This window comes from Echinimonas agarilytica, from assembly GCF_023703465.1.
GTDB classification, from domain to species: domain Bacteria; phylum Pseudomonadota; class Gammaproteobacteria; order Enterobacterales; family Neiellaceae; genus Echinimonas; species Echinimonas agarilytica.
Genome location: NZ_JAMQGP010000001.1, coordinates 890,184 through 914,946, shown reverse-complemented (window position 1 = coordinate 914,946; position 24,763 = coordinate 890,184). Strand labels below are relative to the sequence as shown.

Sequence of the window (24,763 nt, the reverse complement as noted above, 5' to 3'; positions counted from 1 at the left end):
CGCCCGAATAACGAGGTGCCATCTTGTTATTTATTGCTACTACGAACTCGGCGCAACGAGCGCTCTACTCGAGTAGTTTCCCGGCTTACATCAAGCATTGCTTCCTCGATATAAGCTAGGTGTTCGTGACTGGCTTGACGTGCCAGCTCTGGTTTACGTTCCACTATCATTGCAAGTAAATGGCGACGGTGTTCCGCAACATGACGTTGTGCATCTTCACGCAACATCATTTGAGTTAAATTTTCTTCAATGTTCTGCTGCAACAAGGGCTTTAAACAAAGCATGACTTGCAGCACCACAACATTATGGCTTGCTTCGGCCATTTTTAAATGAAACGCCATGACTGCATTTGCATGCTCGGTCAGGGTTGCTTCAGACAGCTCTACTTGACCAATGCTGTCAATGCATTGAGCGAGCTGCTCATCATCGGTTTCAGTACCACGCACTGCGGCATAGTATGCACAGATACCTTCCAGAGCATGACGAAACTCTAAGAGATCAAATTGCGATTCAGGGTGATGAGCCATTAATTGGAATAGAGGTTCTGCAACACTTTCCCAGCTCGACTCGCTGACAAATGTTCCGCCACCTTGTTTTCGAATCAACAATCCCTTCGCTTCAAGCTTTTGGATGGCTTCGCGCAACGATGGGCGAGACACATTAAACTGAGCGGCAAGCTCACGTTCGGATGGAAGCTTTTCTCCGGGCACAAACACGCCTTCAATGAGCATGCGTTCGAGCTCATCGACAATAGCATCCGCCAAGCGAGGCTGTTTCACCACATTAAATGAGGCGCTTGTTCGTGTCATTAGTGATTCATTCTCTAAATTTAAGCTGCAAATTTCGATTGAAATTAAGGGCAGACAAAATTGGTAATACCATTTTACCGAACAAAAATTTAGCAGAGCCTACGGTGTCTGTCTAGCGATTAAAGTCTCAACAGATGCAAAGTATCGGGGAATTTCCATGATCTCGCGACAATAAAGGCCAAACAACAGGTCTGACCTTTAACAGCGTCGGTTAAGAAATACTGCCATACAATGTCAGGATAGCGATAAAGCTCAGAACAAGCAGTACGTTGCGCTTTGCAACTTCTACGAATTTGGTGACGCTGACCACACACGTGGGGTTCTTTGGATCATCAATGTCTTCAGCCACCAATGAAATACGAATCAAGTGAGACTTAGCACTGTCTTTGGTATTGAATACATTTTCCAACCATACGGGCATCGCTTTACTAAAGTTACCCACAAAGGTTAAACCAAGACTCGCGATCCGAACCGGAATGTAATCCAACCACCCAAGCACCTGATCTGCAATGCTGCGTTGAGGTTGTACTGCTCCTTCAAAATCGGCATCGACTTGAGCATCGTTGCCCTTTTCATCTTGATGCCAATCAACCAAGGTTCTTAATCCAACATAAAACACCACACCCACAGGACCAAAAATAATCAGCCAAAGCATTACTGCGATATAATAGCGATAATTAATCCAAGTGAGAGCTTGGCCGACTCCATATTCGAGCTGCGCGTGTTCTTGCTCTGGTGCAGTCTCAGCTTCGCCTTCAACTTTAGGGGCTACTGCGCCCATTTCTTGCGCAACGATAAAACATGCGGTTTCATCCCCACGACATGCCGCACGTAAGAATTTTTTATAGGCTTGGCGAGCTTGTTGACAGCCCATCGCCAAAATAACAATCAATGTGGTCACAATTAACGACAGTAAACCTAAAAAAGCGCCTTCAATTACATTCAGTAGAAGCGCGACTAGCAGCGCTGGAATAGCAGCAATAATGACCACCCCCAGAGGTTGTTCAAACCATGCTTTACTGCGTCCAATGCGATTCAACGAATTAAAATATTGCGCCAAATAAGTTGAAAACTGCCAATGTTTTGAGGGGACTAAAATACGCTCAATCGCCAGCGCTATAAGTAAGGAAAGCAAAGTCATCAATCAGTATCCGTTAGTAAGGTGCGGAACATGCACCAGTCAAATCCAAATCCTGGGTCCGTTTTGCGCCCATGCGCAATATCAGAGTGACCAACAATAGACCCCAATGTAATACCGGGATAGCAGTCCATCAAGGTTCGAGTCACTGCAATTAGACGCTGGTACTGATCTGATGTAAAGCCACTCTGATCTGTTCCTTCCAGTTCAATACCAATTGAGAAGTCATTGCATGCTGTCTTGCCTTGGAAACTTGAGCTCCCTGCATGCCACGCTCTTAAATTGAATGGCACGTACTGCCGAATTGAGCCGTCTCGCCGAATCACACAATGAGCTGACACCCTAACATTGACTAACTCATGATAGAAATCATGCGATGCGCAATCCAAGGTGCCCATGAACAAGTGGTCGATATCATCACCATCGAAACATCCCGGTGGCAAACTGATATTGTGGATCACGAGTAAATTAGGCTCAGTCCCCAAAGGCCGGGCGTCAAAATGGGGCGAGGGTCGTTGAACGACGTCCCTGAGCCGATATTCTTGATCGAGTTGCATGAGATTCCTCATTAAGCGTCAACTTAGGGTGGCAATGTAGCAACCATTTATTAGCGGCTCAACGCCTTTCAAGGGTGGGCAACCGAACCGACTCCGCGTAAACTGTGGCACACTAAATTTGCAGTGCGATGAGTCCCTAAGATGAACCAAGCCGACATAACTCAATTAGTCCAACAATGTTTAGCGGAAGATTTAAACCTTCTCTCTTCTGATCATGGCGATATATCTGCATCGCTCATCCCTGAAAAAAACGTGAGTGTTGCCCGCATTATTAGCCGAGAGCCTGCTATTTTCTGTGGGATAGAGTGGGGTAATGAAGTTTTTCGCCAGCTTGGCAACAGAGTGATCTTAGATTGGCATGTTAAAGACGGCGACTTCATGGAAGAAAACCAGTGTGTTTGCACATTGTCGGGTCCTTCACGGGATTTGCTGACGGGCGAGCGCACGCTGCTGAACATTGCACAAACTCTATCAGGCACAGCAACCACCACACGCAGCTATGTGGATGTCATTGAGGGAACAGGTGTTCGACTGCTCGACACCCGTAAAACCATTCCAGGAATGCGGAATGCTCAAAAATATGCGGTTGCTTGCGGTGGCGGCGTGAACCATCGCTTTGGCTTGTATGATGCGTTTCTCATCAAAGAAAATCATATTGCTGCAGCCGGTTCCATTCAAGCGGCAGTCTCTCAAGCTAAAACCAGCTTTCCCAGCAAGCCAGTGGAAGTAGAAGTAGAAAACCTAGATGAGCTGCAACAAGCACTTAATGCCGACACCGATCGCATCATGCTCGATAACTTCTCTCTGGATCTAATGCGCGAAGCGGTTGCCATCAATGCCGGCAAAGCTGAACTTGAAGCATCGGGCAACGTCAACCTCACCACCATTCGGCATATTGCTGATACGGGCGTCGATTTTATCTCAGTAGGAGCATTGACCAAGCATATTGCCGCTGTTGACTTCTCAATGAGGTTTACCGATTAGCGCTCAAAAGCGCTGTTTTAACCTGCTTTTAGGCCTCAAAAAAATGGCATATGTCGCATTCTTGGCACTTTGTGGGCACATTTCAAAAAATGTATAAGAAGTTGACACTTTGTTGTTGCAATGGTCATTTTTGCTCCCTAGTATCTTGGAAAACAAAATAATTACGTTTCATCGAATTACAGGGACATATACCATGAATACTCAAAAAGGTTTTACGCTCATTGAATTAATGATTGTTGTTGCGATCATTGGTATTTTGGCAATGGTTGCACTGCCTGCGTATAACTCATACACAGATAAAGCTAAATTTACTGAAGTGACTAATGCCACTGCTGCAGCTAAAACTGCTGTTGAGATTTGTGCTCAAATTACCGGCGCATTGACTGCATGTGGAAATGGTTCGAATGGCGTACCTGCAGCAGTAACAGCTGGTACAGGCACAAGTACAGTGACTGGCGTATCAACATCTTCTGCTGGCGTGATTACTGCAACTGCAAGTGCAGCATCAAATCTTAAGAACGGAACGGCCGCTGCTACATATGTATTGACTCCGACTCAGGACAGCACGACTAAAGCGCTAACATGGTCTTCTGCTTGCACTCCAACAACCCTGTGTTAGTCGCTGACTAAACAATTTACCTGAAAAGCCGCGTATATCGCGGCTTTTTTAGACCTCAAGAATGATATTTAGTGATTCCATTGCCCTTGCAACCTCCCTATAATCGTGAAAATGTCGAATAGTGGTTTGGTTACAAATGGATAAAGCAGCCAAGATTCAAGGCCTCGCGACCCTACTGGTCAGAAAACGGATTGTTGAGGCTGCGGATGCAGTGAGCTTGGTTGAACAAGCTCGAACCAGTAAACGCAACTTTATATCGCTCCTACTCGAGCAAGAATATGTCAGCGGCAAAGCCCTACAGCAAATGTTGGGTGACGAATATGGGATTGCAACCCTTGATCTCGACTCCGTTGCTCTAGATGAAATTGCCGACGAGTACCGCAACGAATCTCTTATCCGAAAACACCATGCACTTCCCCTTTACGTGCAACACGGCGTGCTGTTAGTTGCGGTTGATGATCCGGTCAACATCTCCGCTCTGGAAGATTTCCAATTCAACTTAGGTCGCCGTACTGAAGCGGTATTAGTTGAGCATGACAAGCTTGCCAAAGCCATTGATAAACTGCTCGACACAGGCTTTGATGACATTGATTTAGGCGATATTTCTGACGATGAACTCGCCGGCATGGAGGTTCAAGACACTGAAGCGCAAGACGACGACGCTACCGATGACTCCGACGATGCTCCGATTGTTATTTATATTAACAAATTGTTGATGGACGCTATTCGGAAAGGCGCTTCAGATCTTCACTTTGAACCCTATGAAAAGCGCTATCGAGTGCGCTTTCGTATCGACGGCATTTTACATGAAGTAGCAAGCCCACCTATTTCAATGTCGGGGCGCCTTGCTGCCCGACTCAAAGTGATGGCCAGCCTCGACATAGCAGAGCGAAGAGTACCTCAAGACGGTCGCATCAAACTGAGGATCAGCCGCAGTAAATCCATTGATTTTCGTGTCAGCACCTTGCCTACACTTTGGGGCGAAAAGGTGGTGATGCGAATACTCGACTCCTCCAGCGCACAACTCGGCATTGATTTATTGGGCTACGAACAAGCTCAAAAAGAGCTCTTCATTAACGCGTTAAATCAACCTCAAGGTATGATTCTGGTGACCGGCCCAACCGGTTCGGGTAAAACAGTTTCTTTGTACACCGGTTTAAACATTCTTAACACCGAAGAGCGCAACATTGCAACGGCAGAAGATCCGGTCGAGATTAACTTAAGCGGCATTAACCAAGTACAGATTAACACCCGAGCAGGACTCGACTTTTCATCAGCCTTGAGGGCCTTCTTGCGACAGGATCCTGATGTCGTTATGGTGGGAGAGATTCGAGATTTAGAAACTGCCGAAATTGCCATTAAAGCGTCTCAAACAGGCCACTTGGTATTATCGACATTGCATACGAATTCAGCAGCTGAAACACTCACTCGCCTATTAAATATGGGTGTTCCAGCCTATAACATCGCTAGTTCTGTAACGCTTGTTATTGCACAGCGCCTGGCAAGGCGACTCTGCCCTAAGTGCAAACGCCCCCATGACTTACCGCCTCACGCACTGTTGTCTGAAGGTTTCACTCAAGACGAGATCGACCAAGGGCTCGACATCTTCGAAGCAGTAGGCTGCGATGATTGCACCGGTGGCTATAAGGGGCGTGTGGGTATTTATGAGGTAATGCCCATGTCTGACGACATCGCAAGACTGATTGTTGAAGGCGGCAACTCGCTTCAAATAGCTGACCAGATGCAAATTGAAGGCGTGCATAACTTGCGGCAGTCAGCATTAAATAAAGTTAAGCAAGGCGTCACTTCGTTAGTTGAAGCCTCACGCGTCACAAGTTTTTAGTAGCAGTCCGTTGCTGAGTAAGGAAGAGTGTTAGATGGTCAAAACTCCAGCCAAAAAAGGCCCTCAACTCAATACATTTGAATGGACCGGCATCAATCGCAAAGGCAAACGTGTCAGTGGTGAAACCGTAGGTGCCAATGAGCAAGCCGTTAAGGGGCAGCTTCGTAAACAAGCTATTGCAGTCTCCAAAATAAAGAAAAAAGCCTCCCCGCTATTTTCATTTGGCGGCGGCATAAAAGCCATGGACATTTGCATGGTGACACGCCAAATCGCCACCATGCTGGGGGCAGGAGTACCTTTGGTACAAGCGCTAGAAATCATCGGTAAAGGCAGTGAAAAACCTGCTGTTCGAGTCTTACTAGAAGAAATTCATGGTGAAGTGTCAGCCGGCAACCCTCTGAGTGACACATTGCGCAAACACCCGCGCCACTTTGACGACTTATATTGCGATTTAGTCGCAAGTGGAGAGCAGTCTGGCGCTTTAGATGCCATTTATGACCGTGTGGCAACCTATAAAGAAAAAGCCGAGGCGCTCAAAGCTAAAATCAAAAAAGCGATGATGTACCCTTCAATCGTCGTCGCCGTCGCGATTGCAGTCACAGCCATTTTATTAGTCTTCGTGGTGCCGAGCTTTGAAGAGATTTTTTCTAACTTTGGAGCCGAACTGCCAGCCTTTACCCTGTTTGTGATCGGTTTGTCGAACTGGCTGACCAACAATATCTTACTGGTGGTCATCGCCATTGCTGCGTTTGCATTTGCCTTTCGGCATGCCCACCGTTCGTCACTGAAAGTTCGCGACAATACCGACAAAGCGATTCTCAAACTGCCGGTGGTAGGCAACATCTTAAACCAAGCTGCCGTGGCCCGTTACACGCGCACATTATCCACTACGTTTGCTGCCGGTGTACCTCTAATTGATGCACTGGATTCGGCCGCTGGCGCGTCCGGCAACGCGGTTTATCGAGACGCTATTCGCTCAGTCAAATCAGATGTGTCATCGGGAATCCAATTAAATAGTGCGATGCGTCAGTCTGATATGTTTCCTGATATGGTCAATCAAATGGTCATGATCGGGGAGGAGTCAGGCTCTTTGGACGACATGCTGGCCAAAGTTGCTGGCATTTACGAACAACAAGTGGATGATGCCGTTGATAATTTAAGTGCCTTATTAGAGCCGCTTATTATGGTGGTGATTGGTATTCTTGTTGGCGGTTTGATCGTCTCGATGTACCTCCCTATTTTCCAACTAGGCCAAGTGGTCGGTTAATAATTATGTTTTTTGAAACCATTGCACTACTCGCACAAGACAATCCATATTTGATTGCGGCCCTTAGCTTTGTCTTTGCCGCATTAGTTGGAAGCTTTTTGAACGTTGTGATCTATCGTTTACCCATCATGCAAGAACGCGCATGGCGACAAGAAATGGCCATGGCGAACAATGAAACACCACAACCACTCGAACGCTTTAATTTATTGGTTCCTGCGTCTCGTTGCAGTCACTGCAATACACAGATTAAACCTTGGCATAACTTACCTATATTAGGTTGGTTCATACTCGGTGGTAAATGTGCAAGTTGCCAAGCCCCCTACTCCATTCGATATCCCTTAATTGAGCTGATGACCGCAGCGCTGTCAGTATTAGTGTTGATTCACTTTGATTACAGTGCATATGGATTCGCAGTTGTATTGCTCACTTGGTTTCTGATTTGCTTGACCTTTATCGATGTCGACCATTACTTATTGCCCGACCCTCTCAATTACATGCTGCTTTGGGGGGGGCTTCTCACGCATATCATTTGGAGCCCATTCACTCTCACCGATGGTGTGATTGGCGCCATTGCTGGCTACCTATCACTTTGGACCATCTATTGGGCCTTTAAACTCATTACCGGGAAAGAAGGTATGGGGTATGGCGACTTCAAATTGCTCGCTGCAATTGGCGCATGGCTGGGCTGGCAAATGCTACCTTTAGTGATCTTGCTTTCTAGCTTAGTAGGCGCGGTGATAGGTATCGCCATGATTGTGTTAAAAGGCCGCGACAGTCAGAAACCCATTCCATTTGGCCCCTACCTCGCAATCGCAGGCTGGCTCGCGCTCATGTGGGGCGATGTCATTCTGTCTCAATACCTTCATATGCTGGGGTATTAATGTGTTTATTGTGGGCTTAACGGGCGGCATAGGCAGCGGAAAATCCACTGTCGCCAGTGCATTTCATTCGCTCGGTGCAGGGCTGGTTGATGCTGATATTATCGCCCGTGATGTGGTTGCCCCTGGTACTTTAGGGTTAGCACGTATCCAAGATCAGTTTGGGGACGGCATTCTGAATGACGATGGGACGCTCAATCGATCGAAGCTACGCACGGAAGTATTTGAAGATGAGGGTAAGCGACAATGGCTTAACGACCTTTTACATCCCCTCATTCGCGAACAAATGATTCATCAGTGTCGGCAGCAAACCACGCCATATACTGTTTTAGTCATACCGCTACTGGTTGAAAATCGACTGCAATCGCTTGCCAATCGAATTTTGGTGGTGGATGTAGCTGAGTCAATTCAATTGCAACGGACTATGTCCAGAGACAATGTTTCTGCGCAAGAAGCCCAAGCCATCATGAGACGACAAGCCAGTCGGTGGCAGCGGTTACATGCTGCGGATGACATCATCTCAAATGAAAATATATGGGCAAAGACTGAAAAATCGGTTTTACAGTTGCATCAGCATTACCTAGAATTCGCTAAACAGACCTCATAGGCTCTTTGTCTGTCGCATCCAAACGGAATAAGAATGTCTGAAAGCTTGATATATCAATTTCCCCTGAATGAATCATCTCGTACATACTTGCGTATTGAGCAGCTTTTTCAGCGCTGCATACAAGCAATGGAATTCGATACCGAACAATCGGGGCTCAGTTTCTTTTCATCAATCTTCGATATTCTCGAAGTGCTTGAACGGGCTGACATCCGCCAAGATCTCATCAAAGATCTTGAATCTCAACAAAAAGAAATCGCTCGGTGGGCGCAATATCCCAATGTCGACCAAGCCGCGCTGAAACAGCTCGATCAGTCGATTCAAAAATGCCTCGGCGAATTACGAGGGCAAGTTCGACTCGCGAATTGCCTGAAAGACGATCGCTTTTTATCGGGCATTCGCCAACGATTTAGCATTCCTGGAGGGAATTGCTGCTTCGACGTGCCGCAACTACACCACTGGATAGGCTTGGACGCTGAAACTCGTCAAACAGACATGCATCGCTGGATCAGCACTCTGGACTCCTTACGGGTTTCGATTGCCCTACTGATGCAGCTAGTCCGCGACGGCAAACTATTTAGACCCGCCATAGCGAAAAAAGGCTTTTATCAAGATAGCGCTGAAAATTTGCAGTTATTGCGCATCGACTGCCCAGCGGTTACGGGCGTTTACCCAACCGTTTCAGGTAATAAACATCGGTTTACAGTGCGCTTTATGAGCTTAGATAGCCAAGGCAGCAGCGTGGATCAAGACATCGAATTTAAGTTATCAGTGAGTTGATTTATGAAGGTGAAGTGCCCCAGCTGCCAAACCGAAGTAGTATGGCAAACGAGCAACACATTCCGCCCATTTTGCAGCGAGCGTTGCAAATTGATTGATTTGGGAGAGTGGGCCGATGAGAACAATCGAATCGCAGGTAAGCCCGACCCATCGCAAATGGAAAACATGACCGACGAGGAGTTATTCGCGCTGATGGCGAAAATGCAGGTAGACCCTACTCAAGACTAAGCTTTGACGAAATAGTTTATGGGTTCTAACAAAAAAGCAGCGTATTCACGCTGCCTTTTTGATACTTATATAAACCCATTCTTTCGGCAGCTCTTACAACGAGCTCAAATCACTCACTACGCGCTTGAGTATCTCTTCGTTAGCTTCAGGGAACTCATAGCTAGAAAGCTCTTCTACAGCCACCCAGCGCCCTTCCTGCCCTTCTAAACCCGTTGGTTCACCGGCAAAGTCGCGCACCCAATGAGTATCGAGCTTCACTTGTTTATCGCCATAGTCATGTTGGATCACAACCAGCGGCTGGAACGAATGGCACTCAATACCTATTTCTTCATGAAGCTCTCGGCTAAGAGCTTGAAGCACAGTTTCAGCCCCTTCACATTTACCACCCGGAAATTCCCACTTGCCACCTTGATGCTGGTGACTTGCTCTGCGAGTAATAAATATGTTGCGGTCGCGCTCAATCACACCCACCGCAACATGAACAACTTTCATCGGTTACGACAACTTACCGTGACATTGCTTGTACTTCTTGCCAGAACCACAAGGGCAAGGTTCATTACGGCCCACTTTAGGCTCGTCGCGAATCGTGCCTTGTTTAGGTTTAGCTTGTTCACTGGCTTCAGAAGAACCTTGATACGTCTTAGGCGTAGCTTCTTGCTGCTGTCGGCGTTGCTCTTCAACTTTTTCAACATCTTCCTGAGCTTGCACACGTACTCTGCTCAAGATAGAAATCACGTCAACTTTCAAGGCATCAAGCATATCGCCGAATAAAGCAAAGGATTCGCGCTTATATTCCTGCTTCGGATTCTTCTGCGCATAACCTCGCAAATGAATACCTTGACGCAAATGATCCATCGCCGCTAAGTGATCTTTCCAATGGCTATCGAGACTTTGCAGCATAATGGCTTTTTCAAAGTTTCGAACAACTTGTTCACCTACCATTTCTTCTTTGAGTTTGTAAGCTTCAATGAAGCCACCATGAATACGCTCACGAACACCTTCTTCGTGCAAATCATCTTCATCGTTAAGCCACTGCTGAATGGGTATTTCCAGCGCAAAATCAGATTTCAAGCGCTCTTCAAGGCCTGCAACATCCCACATTTCTTCTAACGACTGGTTAGGAATGTATTGGCTAATAATGCCATCGACCACATCGGTGCGAATATTTGCAACAGCATCTTTAATGTCTTCTGCGTCCATCAGTTCATTACGTTGCGAGTAAATCACCTTACGTTGGTCATTGGCAACATCATCATATTCAAGCAACTGCTTACGCATATCGAAGTTACGAGCTTCAACTTTACGCTGTGCATTCTCAATAGCTTTGCTCAGCCAAGGGTGCTCAATCGCCTCGCCTTTTTCCATGCCGAGCTTCTTCATCATGGAACCCATGCGATCGGATGCGAAAATACGCATCAGTGGATCTTCCAATGATAGATAGAAGCGAGAAGCACCTGGATCACCCTGACGTCCCGAACGGCCCCGCAACTGATTATCAATACGGCGAGATTCGTGACGCTCTGTACCAATGATATGTAAACCACCTGCTGCAATCACCGCATCATGGCGGACCTGCCAATCAGTTTTGATTGTTGCGATTTGTTCTTCGGTCGGTTCATCAAGCGCATCTATTTCTGACTGCCAACTCCCTCCCAACACAATATCAGTACCACGACCGGCCATGTTCGTTGCAATCGTGACCGCGCTAGAACGGCCTGCTTCAGCAACAATTTCGGCTTCTCGCTCATGGAATTTGGCGTTCAATACGTTGTGCTTGATTTTGGCTTTCTTGAGCAAACTAGACAGTAGCTCTGAGGTTTCGATGGTAATCGTACCTACCAATACCGGACGCCCTTTTTCGGTTTGGACTTTAATGTCCTCCGCAATGGCGATGTATTTTTCTTCGGCGGTCAGGTAAACCTGATCGGCCATGTCATCACGAACCATTGGGCGGTTGGTTGGAATCACCACCGTATCGAGCCCATAGATGCTTTGGAATTCAAATGCTTCGGTATCAGCAGTACCGGTCATACCGGATAGTTTGCTGTATAAGCGGAAGTAGTTCTGGAATGTGATGGATGCGAGTGTCTGGTTTTCATTTTGAATGTTCACACCTTCTTTGGCCTCAACCGCTTGGTGTAAACCTTCAGACCAGCGACGCCCCGGCATGGTTCGGCCAGTGTGCTCATCAACAATCACAATTTCATTGTCTGCAACAATGTAATCTACATCTTTCTTAAACAAGGAATGAGCACGAAGGGCTGCGTTCACGTGATGCAACAAGCCAATATTGGCCGCATCATAGAGTGATTCGCCCTCGGCCAACATGCCATTTTCAGACAACAAGCGTTCAATATGTTCTTGGCCTTGTTCAGTTAAGTGAACTTGGCGGCCTTTTTCATCAACCGTAAAGTCACCTACCGCGCGCTCGTCTTCTGAATCATCAGCTTCAGCTTTTTCGAGCTTCGGAATCAGCACATCAATTTTTTTATACGACTCAGAGCTGTCTTCCGCTGGCCCTGAAATAATCAGAGGCGTGCGAGCTTCATCGATCAAAATCGAATCAACCTCATCGATCACAGCAAAAAACAAAGGTCGCTGCACTCGATCTTCAGGACGGAACGCCATGTTGTCGCGAAGATAGTCGAAACCAAATTCGTTATTGGTTCCGTAGGTAATGTCAGAATTGTATGCCGCTTTTTTGGCTTCTTGCGGGATTCCCGACAAGTTAATGCCAACGGTCATGCCTAAGAATTCGAAAAGAGGTGTGTTCCATTCAGCATCGCGCTTTGCCAGATAATCGTTCACTGTGATGACGTGAACACCTTTCCCTGTCAAACCGTTCAAGTAGGCAGCTAACGTCGCGGTGAGAGTTTTACCTTCACCTGTTCTCATCTCTGCGATAGAACAGTTATTGAGTACCATGCCGCCAATCAGCTGCACATCAAAATGACGCATACCAAATACGCGTTTACTGGATTCGCGGACTGTTGCAAAAGCTTCTGGAAGAATCGCCTCAAGCGTTTCTCCGCCCTCTAGGCGGTCTCGGAACTCTTGAGTCTTCTGCTTGAGTTCATCGTCTGAAAGACCTTCAAAGTCTGATTCGATAGCATTGACTTTGGCTGCGACTTTGCGCAATTTTTTTAACGTTCGGTCATTCTTGCTACCAAACAAAGAGGTCATTAATTTTACAAACATGGCTTGCCTAATTATTTTCGTTTTAAACTGGCATCAACGTTGAACGGAATGTGATGCTCGAGTTAGCTGCACGTATTCTGATGACCCAGCATGATGAACGGATCTTCTCTACAGGTAAAGTCTGATATTGGGTCTATTTTCGAAAAATAAAGGGAGAAGGGTTGACCTGCCGGCCATTTTTCAAAACTTCGTAGTGAACATGAGGCCCAGTTGAGCGCCCCGTGCTGCCCATTGAAGCAATGACATCACCTTTTGTGACAACATTTCCAACACTTACCGATAATTTGTCGTTGTGACCATAGCGTGTGGTATACCCCCCCCCGTGGCTCACTTCAACCATATTACCGTAACCCGAGTGGTATCCGGCCCAAGTCACAACACCCGCGGCTGTGACCAATACATCATCACCTGTACGGCCAGCAAAATCGACACCCCAATGACTTGCGCGACGACCTGTAATTGGATCTTTTCGCACCCCAAACCCTGATGACAAAGCGCCAGACCTAACCGGACGACCGGAAAGCCAACTTGCATCTGCCACATCAGACTGCTGTATTAGTACCGATAAAAGTTCGAGCTGTCTTTGTTTATCATCATAATTTGCTACAACATGATCGAGTTTTACCAACAACTCGACAAGTTCTTCTGTACTTAAGGTTGAATCTTCTGTCAGCGGGCCACCCGCAGAGTCTAGAGGGAGTTCTTGTGCATCACTGACGGTGGCAACAATAAACTCCTGCTGATCCACATTGGCCACTTGCGCTAGCTGTTCACTCAGTAAATCTAGTTGAGATGATTTGGCTTGAAGCGTTCCAATGCGGCTTGCAACAATGGCCACCTGAGCGTGAATATTGTTTCGCAGCGCTTCGATGCGTTCCGACTCAAGTTGAGTTTGCGAGATAGCGTGTTGGATCTGATGCTTGAATTGAACGGGCTTTACAAGGTAAGGAGACAACCACCATGGTGCAATCAGAAACGCAATAAGCGTCAGAAAGCCAAACAACAACCCCACCACAGGAAGTTGCCATTTAACTAGCTTCCTGCCGAGATTGAAGGATACAATGACTTTTGTCTGACTCATAAGTTACGTCTTTTATTCCAATGCGTCGTTTTAAACCTATCGCAGTCGATGAATTACTGCAAAATAGTCCGCAACAAATCGGACAGCTATTTGTTCGCTCGCGTCAACTGCAGCAACTACAAAATCGAGTCCGTAAAGCACTCGATGATGAGCTTGCACCGCATTGCCAAGTGATTAGTATGCACCACGGCATACTGACTCTTGAAGTTGACAACCCGGTATGGCAATGGCGTTTGAATATGCACAGAAACGCAATTGTCACCACACTCAGACAACAAGGAATGCTTTCACTTTCTCAAATCGAAAGCAAAGTTTCCCCGAAACACTCTCAAGCTAAAGCAGTCTCCGATTCAGGGTATGTCGTAAATCGAGAAATCACTCAACAGTCGGCTTCAGACTTAAGAGATTTAGCTGAGCGTGTACCAGAGCCGCTAAAATCTAAACTACTAAAACTTGCTGAACATGAAAAAACAAAACCAGCATAACGCTGGTTTTGTCATTTTAAGTTGACCAGGTATTTATGCCAAGCTTGGCACTTGATAACTGATGGGTGAATCTTGTTGTTCGTAACTCACGTACTCCCAGGCCTCGGGATGAGCAAGTAATTCACGGATCAACATGTTGTTCAAAGCATGGCCTGATTTATAGGCTTTTACTTCACCTACAATGCTGTGGCCAGCCATGTACAAATCACCAATGGCATCGAGTATTTTGTGCTTCACAAATTCGTCACGATAACGTAATCCGCCATCGTTTAAAATTTTGTATTCATCGAGGACAATCGCGTTGTCGAGACTGCCTCCCAAGGCCAAATTATTGGCTTGGAGATACTCAATATCACGCATAAAACCAAACGTACGAGCTCGCGAAATTTCTTGCACAAAGTTACAAGCCGACAAATCCAACTCTTTATGTTGAGTGTCTGAGTCGATTGCAGGGTGTGCAAAGTCGATGGAGAAATCGATACGGAAGCCGTTATAGGGTGAGAACTCGGCCCATTTATCGCCATCTTCAATACGAATGGTTTTGGTGATGCGAATAAAACGCTTCGATGCCTGTTGTTCTTCAATGCCCGCTTGCTGCAACAGATATACAAATGGACTAGCACTACCGTCCATAATAGGTATCTCTGGCGCATCGACTTCAACGATTGCGTTATCGATACCCATGCCAGCTAATGCCGCCATCAAATGTTCGACGGTCGATATACGAACGCCTTCATCTGTAACGAGAGCTGTACACAGGGTGGTTTCACGAACAAGTTCTGCTCGTGCGGGAATATCCACAACTGGCTCAAGATCTGTGCGTCGGAACACAATTCCAGTGTTTGCTGGAGCAGGGCGTAAAACGAGCTGCACTTTGTTACCAGAATGCAAACCAATTCCAACTGCTTCAATCACTTGCTTGAGTGTGCGCTGTCTAATCATAGGCTGTATAGACTCCACTTTTACCACTAATAACTGCCGAAGGGCGGGTATTCTACCAGAATTTGTACCATTGCACAAAATCGGTCAAATAACAAACAACTTCAACTTCGGCGTATTAATCCGCTTGCTTACGCAAAAATGCTGGAATATCTAACAATGTTTCATCATTGTGTGCCGGCATTTCAGCTTCCGCTGCATTACTTGTAGCCGCGCCTGCGAACCCACTTGAACCACTCGGAGTACGAGGAGCTTGTGGACGCATGGTTGGCACATCAAGTGATGTTTCAGCAGCAGGTTCAACCAAGGTAATATCAGGCTTGCGCTCTGCCCCTATGCCCGTTGCAACAACGGTCACACGAAGCTCATCAGTCATTTCTGGGTCAATAACCGCACCCACAACAACCGTCGCGTTGTCTGAAGAAAATGCCTTCACCGAATTACCCACAGTGTCGAACTCTTCAATCGTAATATCTAAACCAGCAGTAATATTCACCAGAATGCCGCGGGCACCTGCTAAATCAACATCTTCCAGTAAAGGTGAAGCAATCGCTAACTCAGCCGCTTCTTGAGCACGGTCAGGGCCAGTCGCAACACCGGTGCCCATCATGGCAGTGCCCATTTCAGACATGACTGTTTTGACGTCAGCAAAATCGACGTTAATCAAACCTGAACGAGTAATAAGCTCTGCAATGCCTTGAACCGAACCATATAAAACGTTGTTTGCAGCTTTAAATGCTTCTAACAAAGATGTGCCAGGGCCTAGAACCTTCATTAATTTTTCGTTTGGAATCGTAATCAGTGAGTCAACATGTTTTGCCAGCTCATCAATACCTTGAGCCGCAAAGTTCATGCGTTTCTTACCTTCAAACGGGAATGGTTTAGTAACCACTGCTACCGTCAGGATTCCAAGTTCACGAGCAATCTCGGCAACCACTGGAGCTGCCCCTGTACCCGTGCCACCGCCCATACCACCAGCAATGAAAATCATATCGGCCCCTTCCAACGCTTGTTGGATGGCTTCGCGATCTTCCATTGCCGACTGACGACCGACTTCTGGGTTTGCACCCGCACCTAAACCTTTGGTGATGTTGCCGCCCAGTTGAATTTTGTTGCCCGCACTAGACTTTCGCAGTGCTTGGGCATCGGTATTCGCAACAAGGAATTCTACTCCCTCGATGCTATTTAGCACCATATGCTCAATGGCGTTTCCGCCGCCTCCACCAACGCCGATAACTTTAATTACCGCTTCGTCAGTATGGCTTTCCATAATCTCAAACATGACAGACTCTCCGTCTTTAACGTTCTCACCCTATACTAAAATTCGCCCTTAAACCAGCCATATAGGCGGGTTCCAAGTGACGCTACCCGTTCTGTGCTCGTGCGCTCTCGCGTATTACCCTGTACATCTTCCATACCGTAATGCAATAGGCCAACTGCAGTGGCATAGCCAGGATCACTCACATAGTCATACAATCCTTTTACTTCTTGCGGTTGTCCTAACCGCACTGGCATCTGAAAAATATCTTCCGCTAACTCAGTAGCGCCTTCCATTTTTGCAGTTCCGCCGGTCAACACTACGCCCGCGGCAACCTGATCAGCCAACCCAGATCCTTTCAACTCTTCCAACACCAACTCAAACAACTCGTGGTATCGAGGTTCCACCACTTCAGCCAATGTGTGGCGAGACATGGTACGTGCTGGACGTCCACCTACACTTGCCACTTCAATGGTGTCTTGCATGTTCACTAACTGACGCTGTGCACATGCGTATTGAACCTTAATTTCTTCAGCGTGATTTAGCGGAGTACGGAAGATCTTGGCAATATCACTCGTCACCTGATTACCCGCTACAGGTATCACTGCGGTATGACGAATTGCGCCATTCACATAAACCACTAAATCAATGGTTCCGCCGCCCATATCGACCACGCAAACACCTAATTCTTTTTCATCTTCGGTCAGTACTGAATAGCCTGACGCTAGGGTCGAGAAGATCAATTTGTCGACGTTGAGTCCGCAGCGTTCTACAACCTTTTCAATATTGCGTGCCATATCATTGGCGCACGTAATCAAGTGCACCTTGGCTTCCATACGCATGCCATTCATACCAATAGGGCTTTTGATGTCCTCTTGGCAATCAATTGAAAACTCCTGCGGCAATACATGCAACAAACGTCGTTCGTCCGAAATAGGAATCGATTTTGCTGTATGGATGACGTTGTCGACATCATCCTGTGTGACTTCCTGGCCATTAATCGACACCATGCCATTTTCGTTCTGGCAGCTAATGTGACGTCCTGAAATGCCCAAATAAACAGATGATATCTGACAATCTGCCATCAATTCCGCTTCTTGAACCGCACGTTGAACGCAACGACAAATCGAGTCGAGATCATTAACCCCGCCTTTATCCATGCCGCGTGCTGCGTGATTACCCACGCCAATAATGCTGAGCTTGTCGTCCATCAGGATTTCGCCAACCAGCGCAGTCACCTGCGATGTGCCGATATCCAATCCAACAATGAGCTTGCGTTCGTTACTTTTAGCCATTTGGTGGTGTTAACCCTTGTTCATCTTTAATGGGCCAGCGCACTGCTGCCCCTGTGTCATATCTTAAATCTACATATTCGGGTAACGCTTGCTGCTCTAATTGCAGCGTAGGAAAGAGCATTAAAAAACGCTTGAAACGCAACAACGCTTGCTCTCTTCCCAGTCTCAATTCTATGCCGTTGGCCAGTGTAATGGTCCAACTGTGCCGTGCTGTGATCACCATACTGGCGATTTGAAGCTCGGTGTCTTCGGTCAAGCTTTTCGCTTGAGCCAGCATCTTTAGCGCATCATCAACCAAGCCATCAGACGCGTCTACATGAGGTAGCTCAGACACCAAAGACGTATCTGGCACTTCAAATAAGTCGCCGCCCTGAGTCACCAACCGATGCTGTTGCCAACGCGCTACGGGCACAAACTCCACTACATGCACATCCAGTTGATCCGGCCACTCTTTGCGAATCGACACATGTTTAATCCACGGCAACTCAACAAGGGTTTGCCGAACCCAATTCACATCCAAGCTGGTTAAACTTGGTAGTGGTCCATTGGCCAACAACTTCTGGCGGACCATGTCGTCGGTTACAAATCGCCGTTCGCCATGAATTTGCAAACTCTGAACCGGCAACGCGCCTCGGTCATTCCATACAAATACTGCGCCGTACACTAAATACATCATGCCGACTAATGTGGCGATAAAAAATGCCACACCAAACCAAAACTCCCATTCAGGAAGACTGCGGGCTTCATCGGCTCCGTCGGTCACCCTGTTCTCCATGTCAGACCGTAGCTGCCGCCAAAATCTGCACAACGAGCTGAGGAAACTCAATCCCCTCTGCCTTTGCCGACATCGGCACTAAGCTCTTTTCTGTCATTCCCGGAACCGTATTCGCTTCCAGCAAGTACCAATGCCCTTCATCATCTTTCATTGCATCAACGCGCCCCCAGCCTGCACCATTGAGCGCCTCAAAAGCATGCAATGCGTGTTTTTTCAATGCCTGCTCTTCTTCTGCAGGTAGACCACAAGGGCAAAAGTATTCGGTGCTTTTTGACTGATACTTAGCACTGTAATCGTAGAATTCGTGCGGCGTCTGCATCCGAATCGCAGGTAACGCTCGTCCATTGAGAATGGTAACCGTGTATTCTTGTCCTTGAATCCAACGCTCTACCAGTATTTTGTCGTCAAATTTCAGTGCTTCTGCGATTGCGTCGGCAAGTTCTTGAGGCTTCTCAGCTTTAGCCATTCCAATACTAGACCCCTCACAAGCCGGCTTTACCATGACTTTACCGTCCAGCTGGGCAAGCACTTGCTCTGCACATTGAAGTGACAAAGGCTCTGAGATAATTCGGTAATCAGCCGTGGGCAACTCTAAGGTTTGCCAAATTTGTTTACTGCGGATCTTGTCCATCGCTAATGCAGAGCCTAGCACTCGGCTACCTGTGTATGGTAAGCCAAGCCATTCCAAGGCTCCTTGCATGACGCCGTCTTCACCGCCGCGACCATGAAGCGCAATAAACACGCGTTCGAAGCCGTCATCAATTAAGTTCTGCAGTGGCTGTTCTGAAGGGTCAAACGCATGTGCATCAATCCCTTGCTCTTGCAATGCTTTAAGCACCGCGGCACCGGATTTTAAGGAGACGTCCCGTTCTGCCGAACGTCCGCCTAGCAGCACTGCAACTTTACCGAACTCATGCATCTTCGGAAGTCTCCTCTGCTGTGGCTTTCATAGCGGTTACATTCAATTCCAATTGAGCAAGTTGCTTAGCCAACGCTCCCACACTGCCTGCCCCTTGTGTCAGGACTAAATCTTGATCTGTCATCACATCTGCGAGTACCGCAGGTAACTCCGCTGGGCCACTGACAAAAATAGGGTCAATCTTTCCACGTTGACGGATGGTGCGACATAAAGAACGGCTATCTGCCCCCGCAATGACTTCTTCGCCCGCTGAATAAACATCGAGCAACAGCAATACATCCGCTTGCGATAATACATCGACAAAATCTTCGTACAGATCTCGGGTACGAGTGTAACGGTGAGGTTGATACACCAGAACTAAGCGTCGTTCAGGCCACGCTTGTTTAACCGCCGCTAATGTTGCTGCAACCTCTGTAGGGTGATGCCCATAGTCATCCACCAACATGACCTGCCCAGCCCCGGTATCAAAGTCACCATATTGTTCGAGTCGACGACCAATGCCTTCAAACTTCGTTAGCGCATTTAAAATATGCTCATCGTCTACGCCTTCGTCTGTGGCAATAGCAATAGCAGCAAGTGCATTTTGCACGTTGTGTTGCCCTGCCATATTGAGGCTAACAATCAGGTCGTCGCACCCTTGGCGGTGTAATGTAAATTGGCAACTGGCGCCCTGTTGGCTGTAATTACTGGCTCTCACATCAGCATCTTCACTAAAGCCATACGTCACTACGTGACGCCCTCCTTCGTCACTCAATTCACGTGCCACATCACAGTCAATGCAGATCACGGCAAGGCCGTAAAAAGGTAAATTATGAATAAATTCACGGAAGGTCGCTTTGAGTTTTTCAAAGTCGCCTTGGTAGGTATCCATGTGATCGGCTTCGATATTGGTAATCACTGAAATCATAGGTTGCAAGTGAAGAAAAGACGCGTCACTTTCATCCGCTTCGGCAACCAAGTAACGGCTTTTACCTAGCCGAGCATTAGTCCCGGCACTGTTGAGCAAGCCACCAATAACAAATGTTGGATCCATTGCAGCCTCGGCAAGAATACTTGCTGTGAGGCTTGTTGTTGTGGTTTTACCATGTGTTCCGGCAATCGCAATACCATGTCTAAAACGCATTAACTCAGCGAGCATTTCGGCTCGTCGAACCAAAGGAATTCTGGCTTCTTGCGCAGCGGCAATTTCTGGGTTAGAGGCATCAATTGCGGTGGAGACAACAACCACACTGGCCCCTTCGATATTTTCTGTGGCGTGACCAATAAAGACTTGGACACCCAAACCGCGAAGACGGTTGACCATAGGATTCACAGCAATGTCACTGCCCGTGACGCTGTACCCTTCTCCGGCCAATACTTCTGCGATACCGCCCATGCCAGCACCACCGATGCCAACAAAATGAATACGCTCCACACGACGCATTTCTGGAATTCTAAAATTGTTTTCTGTTGTATTACGCACTATCACGAATTTTCACCTCGATGCTGCACTAAGTCTTGGCAAACTGAGGCAACTCGCTCAGCAGCATCGGTAATCGCAACCCGACGTGCATTTGCAGCCATATGGCGCAAACGTTCGGGCTCTTTCATCATATTTTGTATTTCTGTCGCTAAGCGCTCAGACGTCAATTCTCGCTGGGGCAAAATTAATCCAGCGTCCGCATTCTGCAGCACTTTTGCGTTGGCAGTTTGATGATCATCAACTGCATGAGGCAACGGTACTAATATTGCTGGGCGACCGACTGCAGCTAACTCCGACACAGTCAAAGCACCAGCGCGGCATATTACCAGATCTGCCCATGAATATGCTTGGTCAATTTCATGAATAAAATCGTCAGCGTGTACTGGATTTATGCCAAACGCCTGATATTTATTGAAAACGTCTTCGCCATTATTTTTTCCGGCTTGATGCCAAACGTCTACAGGCCCGTCTTTACGAAGCAAATCAATCGTTTTAGGCACAATGTCATTAAGAATTTTGGCTCCGAGACTACCGCCAACCACTAAAATTCTTAATAATTGCTCGGCGCGTTCAACGGGTGCCTCAATTGCAAATAATTCAGCGCGTACAGGGTTGCCCACACATTGGCCGTCTGCAAAAGCGCCTTCAAACGCCATCATGACTTTGTCGGCAAATTTTGAGACATAGCGATTGGTCATCCCCGCGATGGCATTTTGTTCATGCAAAACAATTGGAATGCCTGCTATTTTTGCGGCCAATGCGCCAGGGCCACTGGCGAATCCACCCATGCCAATGACAACATCGGGTCTCAGCTGTTTGAACAACTGACGCGCCTGTAAAATGGCTTTAAGAATCTTAAAGGGCGCCGTCACTTTGCGAATGAGCCCATTGCCGCGCACACCTTGAATATCGATAAAATGAATCGGATAGCCGTGTCGAGGGACCAATTCAGCTTCCATTCGCTCAGCCGTGCCAAGCCAATCAATTTGCCAGCCTGTATTTTTCAGCACATCAGCAACGGCTAATCCGGGAAAAACATGTCCTCCGGTTCCGCCTGCCATAATCACTGCACGAGGATCTGTCATTTGCGCCGCCCCCCCACAGCTTGAGTGCGAGCCATACGGCCTTCATGATCAATACGTATGACAACAGCAATGGCCATACTTAAAATAATCATCGAGCTGCCGCCGTAACTAACCAAAGGCAAAGTTAACCCCTTGGTGGGCAAAAGGCCTGCGCTAGCCCCCATGTTGACCACACCTTGGAAACACAGCCAAATACCGATACCACTCGCGAAGAAGCCTTCAAAATAACGCTCATCTTGCAATGCTTGTCGACCAATCCATAGTGCTCTGAATACCACTACTGCTAGCAACACTACAACCGCTGTAACGCCAACAAACCCAAGCTCTTCAGCAAGCACGGCAATCACAAAATCGGTATGAGCTTCAGGTAAATAGGCTAGCTTTTGAATACTATTGCCAAGCCCTTCTCCTGTCCAACTGCCGCGCCCAAATGCCATTAAGGACTGAGTAAGCTGATAGCCCGAACCGAACGGGTCTTGCCATGGGTCCCAAAAACTGGTGACGCGACGCAATCGATATGGCGACAAGATGATCAACACGGCCACCGCGGTGGCCCCAGCAATCAGCAACGCAGCAAATTGCCATAATCGAGCTCCGGCAAGAAATAGCATGCCCATGGTTGTCACGAGCATCACTACCACGGTTCCCAAATCGGGTTGCGCAATGAGTAAACATGCAATCACAAAGAACACAAACAATGGCTTGATAAAGCCTTTAATATTCTCTCGGACTTCATCATGGCGACGCACTAAATACCCCGCCAGAAAAGAGAAGAAGAACAGTTTTGCCACTTCCGCAACTTGGATGTTAATCGGCCCTAGCGCTAGCCAACGCGTACTACCGTTCACTTTCTTGCCGACGATAAGCACCGCAATCAACAATACGATAGCGACCACAAGTAAGAAGCCATCTTTGTCATGCCAATGCTTAATCGGGATCTGCAACACCGCACCCGAGATACAAAGCGCCAATCCCATAAAAATAGCGTGACGTATCGCGTAATGATAAGGGTTGCCAAACATGCGCTCCGCCTCAGAGGCAGATGCCGACATGACCATGATCAGCCCTAGACCGAACAAAGCGAATACGCACGTCACTAATAAGCCGTCGTACATCTGCGGTGCTTCAGCGGGTTTAGGTTCTGCTTTTGACAGCCAAGATGGCCACTTAAAATTCCAACTTAAATTTGGCAGCGCCAGTGCAGGCATCTTGAAATTCATCGAGAGACCTCCTGCGCTAATTGTGCAAAGCGATCGCCACGTTCCATATAATTGGAGAACTGATCCAAACTTGCGCATGCTGGCGACAACAGGATCAAATCGCCTTTTTTACCAATTGAAGACGCAATATCCACCGCTTCCTCAAGGTTTCCAACCAAGCGCGCATTTTGGCGTTTGTTGGCTAATTTAATCGCGTCCTTACCAAAACAAATCAATTCATCAACCTGCTCATTGAGGGCACTTCTCATGCTACAAAAGTCGGCCCCTTTGCTATCGCCACCCGCGAGCAATATAAGGCGACCATCATAGCTCCCACTCAAACCGTTTAGGGCTGCAAGTGTGGCCCCTTCGTTGGTTGCCTTGCTATCGTTCACCCAAGTAATGCCATCATGTTGTAGCACTGTTTGGCAGCGATGCGGTAAACCATTGAATTCAACAAGCGCCGCGACGCACTTTTCAATATTGGCTTGAACACCATCAACGCAAGCAAGTGCAGCCAAGGCATTGGCTCGGTTGTGAGCTCCCAGCATTGGCATGTGAATGCACGCAAGAATCTGTGTCTGCCCTTTTGCAAGCCACAGTTCGCCTTGTTGCTCCAACAAGCCCCACTGTTCTGGCTCAGGTTGAGTTAGGCCGAAGCTTGTGGTTCGTTCCAATGTGGACGGTTGCGTCAATGCATCAGCACGATTCCACACCGATACTTGAGCATTGGCGTATATTTCAGCCTTGGTCGTGGCGTAATGTTCAAAGCTGTCGTATCGGTCGAGGTGATCGGGTGATACATTCAAAAAGCATGCAACGCTGGCGCGCAGACTCGATGTCGTCTCAAGCTGAAAGCTCGATAACTCCATCACTAAGACGTCATCATCGGAATCAATCACATCCATTACGGGACGGCCAATATTACCAATCGCGGCGGCTTTCATACCTGCACGGTTCAACATCTCTGTCACCAAAGTAGTGACCGTAGATTTGCCGTTGGATCCAGTAATTGCGATGCGAGGGCGATCATCGAAACGACAAAATAACTCTACATCGCCAATAATCTCAGTCCCATTTAAGGCGGCTTCTTTGAGGGCTGGGTCGGCGATACTCAACCCTGGGCTCACAATGAGCAGCTCACATTGACTCAGAGCTGCAACATGCAACGCACCCAAATGAGTGACAAGAGCCACATCGGCATGTTTCATAATCTGAATTGCCGGATTGGGCAATGTTTGTCGCGTATCAAACAGCATTGGCTGGCAGCTTTGAGCAAGCAGCCAGCGCAGTACCGAGCAGCCTGTCTGCCCCATACCTACAATGCCTATTGTTCCCGACAATTGATTATTCACGACGT

Annotated in this window: 24 protein-coding genes; 9 read left to right on the top strand and 15 right to left on the bottom strand. The window is 47.5% G+C overall.

Features of this window, described 5'->3' with window-relative positions; translation table 11 throughout:
- Positions 1-26: 26 nt before the first annotated feature.
- The 3 genes from pdhR to ampD form a co-directional block, all read right to left on the bottom strand.
- Complete coding sequence (gene pdhR, locus NAF29_RS03810; RefSeq protein WP_251260152.1) at positions 27-809, bottom strand: pyruvate dehydrogenase complex transcriptional repressor PdhR; 783 nt, start codon at positions 807-809, stop codon at positions 27-29.
- 211 nt (positions 810-1,020) lie between these two features.
- Entirely contained in the window at positions 1,021-1,950 is a 930-nt protein-coding gene (gene ampE / locus NAF29_RS03805; RefSeq protein ID WP_251260151.1) for a beta-lactamase regulator AmpE, read from the bottom strand.
- A complete protein-coding gene (ampD, locus tag NAF29_RS03800; RefSeq protein ID WP_251260150.1) occupies positions 1,950-2,504 on the bottom strand; it encodes a 1,6-anhydro-N-acetylmuramyl-L-alanine amidase AmpD in 555 nt (184 codons plus the stop codon). The genes ampE and ampD overlap by 1 nt, the downstream gene beginning before the upstream one ends.
- Positions 2,505-2,645: 141 nt before the next feature.
- Between ampD and nadC the strand changes: the two genes are divergently transcribed.
- The 8 genes from nadC to yacG all read left to right on the top strand — a co-directional run bounded on the left by nadC (position 2,646) and on the right by yacG (position 9,707).
- Positions 2,646-3,488, top strand: coding sequence for a carboxylating nicotinate-nucleotide diphosphorylase (nadC, locus tag NAF29_RS03795; protein WP_251260149.1), 843 nt, complete (start codon positions 2,646-2,648; stop codon positions 3,486-3,488).
- 193 nt (positions 3,489-3,681) lie between these two features.
- Entirely contained in the window at positions 3,682-4,107 is a 426-nt protein-coding gene (locus NAF29_RS03790) for a pilin (RefSeq protein WP_251260148.1), read from the top strand.
- A gap of 136 nt (positions 4,108-4,243) precedes the next feature.
- Positions 4,244-5,950, top strand: coding sequence for a type IV-A pilus assembly ATPase PilB (gene pilB, locus NAF29_RS03785; RefSeq protein WP_251260147.1), 1,707 nt, complete (start codon positions 4,244-4,246; stop codon positions 5,948-5,950).
- A gap of 34 nt (positions 5,951-5,984) precedes the next feature.
- Entirely contained in the window at positions 5,985-7,217 is a 1,233-nt protein-coding gene (locus tag NAF29_RS03780; RefSeq protein ID WP_251260146.1) for a type II secretion system F family protein, read from the top strand.
- 5 nt (positions 7,218-7,222) lie between these two features.
- On the top strand, positions 7,223-8,098 hold the full coding sequence (locus NAF29_RS03775; protein WP_251260145.1) for a prepilin peptidase: 876 nt from the start codon (positions 7,223-7,225) through the stop codon (positions 8,096-8,098).
- 1 nt (position 8,099) lies between these two features.
- Positions 8,100-8,702: a dephospho-CoA kinase gene (gene coaE / locus NAF29_RS03770; protein WP_251260144.1), complete on the top strand. Its 603-nt coding sequence runs from the start codon at positions 8,100-8,102 to the stop codon at positions 8,700-8,702.
- Positions 8,703-8,735: 33 nt separating this feature from the next.
- Positions 8,736-9,479 carry a cell division protein ZapD gene (gene zapD / locus NAF29_RS03765; RefSeq protein WP_251260143.1) on the top strand — a complete coding sequence of 248 codons (744 nt, stop codon included), beginning with the start codon at positions 8,736-8,738 and terminating at the stop codon, positions 9,477-9,479.
- Positions 9,480-9,482: 3 nt separating this feature from the next.
- Entirely contained in the window at positions 9,483-9,707 is a 225-nt protein-coding gene (gene yacG, locus NAF29_RS03760) for a DNA gyrase inhibitor YacG (RefSeq protein ID WP_251260142.1), read from the top strand.
- A gap of 93 nt (positions 9,708-9,800) precedes the next feature.
- Here yacG and mutT read toward each other — a convergent pair whose 3' ends face one another.
- From mutT to NAF29_RS03745, 3 genes are all read right to left on the bottom strand, one after another.
- Entirely contained in the window at positions 9,801-10,199 is a 399-nt protein-coding gene (gene mutT / locus NAF29_RS03755; RefSeq protein WP_251260141.1) for an 8-oxo-dGTP diphosphatase MutT, read from the bottom strand.
- Between the two features lie 3 nt (positions 10,200-10,202).
- Positions 10,203-12,905: a preprotein translocase subunit SecA gene (gene secA, locus NAF29_RS03750; protein WP_251260140.1), complete on the bottom strand. Its 2,703-nt coding sequence runs from the start codon at positions 12,903-12,905 to the stop codon at positions 10,203-10,205.
- Between the two features lie 133 nt (positions 12,906-13,038).
- On the bottom strand, positions 13,039-13,986 hold the full coding sequence (locus tag NAF29_RS03745; protein ID WP_251260139.1) for a M23 family metallopeptidase: 948 nt from the start codon (positions 13,984-13,986) through the stop codon (positions 13,039-13,041).
- A 20-nt stretch (positions 13,987-14,006) separates the two neighbouring features.
- Here NAF29_RS03745 and NAF29_RS03740 point away from each other — a divergent pair, with 20 nt between their 5' ends.
- Positions 14,007-14,471, top strand: coding sequence for a DUF721 domain-containing protein (locus NAF29_RS03740; RefSeq protein ID WP_251260138.1), 465 nt, complete (start codon positions 14,007-14,009; stop codon positions 14,469-14,471).
- A 33-nt stretch (positions 14,472-14,504) separates the two neighbouring features.
- Here the strand turns inward: NAF29_RS03740 and lpxC are convergent, their stop codons facing one another.
- From lpxC to murD, 9 genes are all read right to left on the bottom strand, one after another.
- Positions 14,505-15,413, bottom strand: coding sequence for a UDP-3-O-acyl-N-acetylglucosamine deacetylase (gene lpxC, locus NAF29_RS03735; protein WP_251260137.1), 909 nt, complete (start codon positions 15,411-15,413; stop codon positions 14,505-14,507).
- Between the two features lie 115 nt (positions 15,414-15,528).
- Positions 15,529-16,692 carry a cell division protein FtsZ gene (gene ftsZ, locus NAF29_RS03730; protein ID WP_251260136.1) on the bottom strand — a complete coding sequence of 388 codons (1,164 nt, stop codon included), beginning with the start codon at positions 16,690-16,692 and terminating at the stop codon, positions 15,529-15,531.
- Between the two features lie 35 nt (positions 16,693-16,727).
- Positions 16,728-17,963 carry a cell division protein FtsA gene (gene ftsA, locus NAF29_RS03725; protein ID WP_251260135.1) on the bottom strand — a complete coding sequence of 412 codons (1,236 nt, stop codon included), beginning with the start codon at positions 17,961-17,963 and terminating at the stop codon, positions 16,728-16,730.
- Entirely contained in the window at positions 17,956-18,726 is a 771-nt protein-coding gene (locus tag NAF29_RS03720; protein WP_251260134.1) for a cell division protein FtsQ/DivIB, read from the bottom strand. The genes ftsA and NAF29_RS03720 overlap by 8 nt, the downstream gene beginning before the upstream one ends.
- Before the next feature lie 13 nt (positions 18,727-18,739).
- Positions 18,740-19,657: a D-alanine--D-alanine ligase gene (locus NAF29_RS03715; RefSeq protein ID WP_251260133.1), complete on the bottom strand. Its 918-nt coding sequence runs from the start codon at positions 19,655-19,657 to the stop codon at positions 18,740-18,742.
- On the bottom strand, positions 19,650-21,080 hold the full coding sequence (gene murC / locus NAF29_RS03710) for a UDP-N-acetylmuramate--L-alanine ligase (RefSeq protein WP_251260267.1): 1,431 nt from the start codon (positions 21,078-21,080) through the stop codon (positions 19,650-19,652). Before murC ends, NAF29_RS03715 begins: the two co-directional genes overlap by 8 nt.
- Before the next feature lie 41 nt (positions 21,081-21,121).
- Positions 21,122-22,204: an undecaprenyldiphospho-muramoylpentapeptide beta-N-acetylglucosaminyltransferase gene (murG, locus tag NAF29_RS03705; RefSeq protein WP_251260132.1), complete on the bottom strand. Its 1,083-nt coding sequence runs from the start codon at positions 22,202-22,204 to the stop codon at positions 21,122-21,124.
- Entirely contained in the window at positions 22,201-23,424 is a 1,224-nt protein-coding gene (gene ftsW, locus NAF29_RS03700; protein WP_285817553.1) for a cell division protein FtsW, read from the bottom strand. The genes murG and ftsW overlap by 4 nt, the downstream gene beginning before the upstream one ends.
- Positions 23,421-24,758 (bottom strand): UDP-N-acetylmuramoyl-L-alanine--D-glutamate ligase, encoded by a 1,338-nt coding sequence (gene murD / locus NAF29_RS03695; protein WP_251260131.1) that lies wholly within the window; start codon positions 24,756-24,758, stop codon positions 23,421-23,423. The genes ftsW and murD overlap by 4 nt, the downstream gene beginning before the upstream one ends.
- Between the last annotated feature and the right edge of the window lie 5 nt (positions 24,759-24,763).

Coding starts and splice junctions, on each gene's coding strand:
- pdhR (WP_251260152.1), bottom strand. CDS start 809: ATGACACGAACAAGCGCCTCATTTAATGTGGTGAAACAGCCTCGCTTG.
- ampE (WP_251260151.1), bottom strand. CDS start 1,950: ATGACTTTGCTTTCCTTACTTATAGCGCTGGCGATTGAGCGTATTTTA.
- ampD (WP_251260150.1), bottom strand. CDS start 2,504: ATGCAACTCGATCAAGAATATCGGCTCAGGGACGTCGTTCAACGACCC.
- nadC (WP_251260149.1), top strand. CDS start 2,646: ATGAACCAAGCCGACATAACTCAATTAGTCCAACAATGTTTAGCGGAA.
- NAF29_RS03790 (WP_251260148.1), top strand. CDS start 3,682: ATGAATACTCAAAAAGGTTTTACGCTCATTGAATTAATGATTGTTGTT.
- pilB (WP_251260147.1), top strand. CDS start 4,244: ATGGATAAAGCAGCCAAGATTCAAGGCCTCGCGACCCTACTGGTCAGA.
- NAF29_RS03780 (WP_251260146.1), top strand. CDS start 5,985: ATGGTCAAAACTCCAGCCAAAAAAGGCCCTCAACTCAATACATTTGAA.
- NAF29_RS03775 (WP_251260145.1), top strand. CDS start 7,223: ATGTTTTTTGAAACCATTGCACTACTCGCACAAGACAATCCATATTTG.
- zapD (WP_251260143.1), top strand. CDS start 8,736: ATGTCTGAAAGCTTGATATATCAATTTCCCCTGAATGAATCATCTCGT.
- yacG (WP_251260142.1), top strand. CDS start 9,483: ATGAAGGTGAAGTGCCCCAGCTGCCAAACCGAAGTAGTATGGCAAACG.
- mutT (WP_251260141.1), bottom strand. CDS start 10,199: ATGAAAGTTGTTCATGTTGCGGTGGGTGTGATTGAGCGCGACCGCAAC.
- secA (WP_251260140.1), bottom strand. CDS start 12,905: ATGTTTGTAAAATTAATGACCTCTTTGTTTGGTAGCAAGAATGACCGA.
- NAF29_RS03745 (WP_251260139.1), bottom strand. CDS start 13,986: ATGAGTCAGACAAAAGTCATTGTATCCTTCAATCTCGGCAGGAAGCTA.
- NAF29_RS03740 (WP_251260138.1), top strand. CDS start 14,007: ATGCGTCGTTTTAAACCTATCGCAGTCGATGAATTACTGCAAAATAGT.
- lpxC (WP_251260137.1), bottom strand. CDS start 15,413: ATGATTAGACAGCGCACACTCAAGCAAGTGATTGAAGCAGTTGGAATT.
- ftsZ (WP_251260136.1), bottom strand. CDS start 16,692: ATGTTTGAGATTATGGAAAGCCATACTGACGAAGCGGTAATTAAAGTT.
- ftsA (WP_251260135.1), bottom strand. CDS start 17,963: ATGGCTAAAAGTAACGAACGCAAGCTCATTGTTGGATTGGATATCGGC.
- NAF29_RS03715 (WP_251260133.1), bottom strand. CDS start 19,657: ATGCATGAGTTCGGTAAAGTTGCAGTGCTGCTAGGCGGACGTTCGGCA.
- murC (WP_251260267.1), bottom strand. CDS start 21,080: ATGCGTCGTGTGGAGCGTATTCATTTTGTTGGCATCGGTGGTGCTGGC.
- murG (WP_251260132.1), bottom strand. CDS start 22,204: ATGACAGATCCTCGTGCAGTGATTATGGCAGGCGGAACCGGAGGACAT.
- ftsW (WP_285817553.1), bottom strand. CDS start 23,424: ATGAATTTCAAGATGCCTGCACTGGCGCTGCCAAATTTAAGTTGGAAT.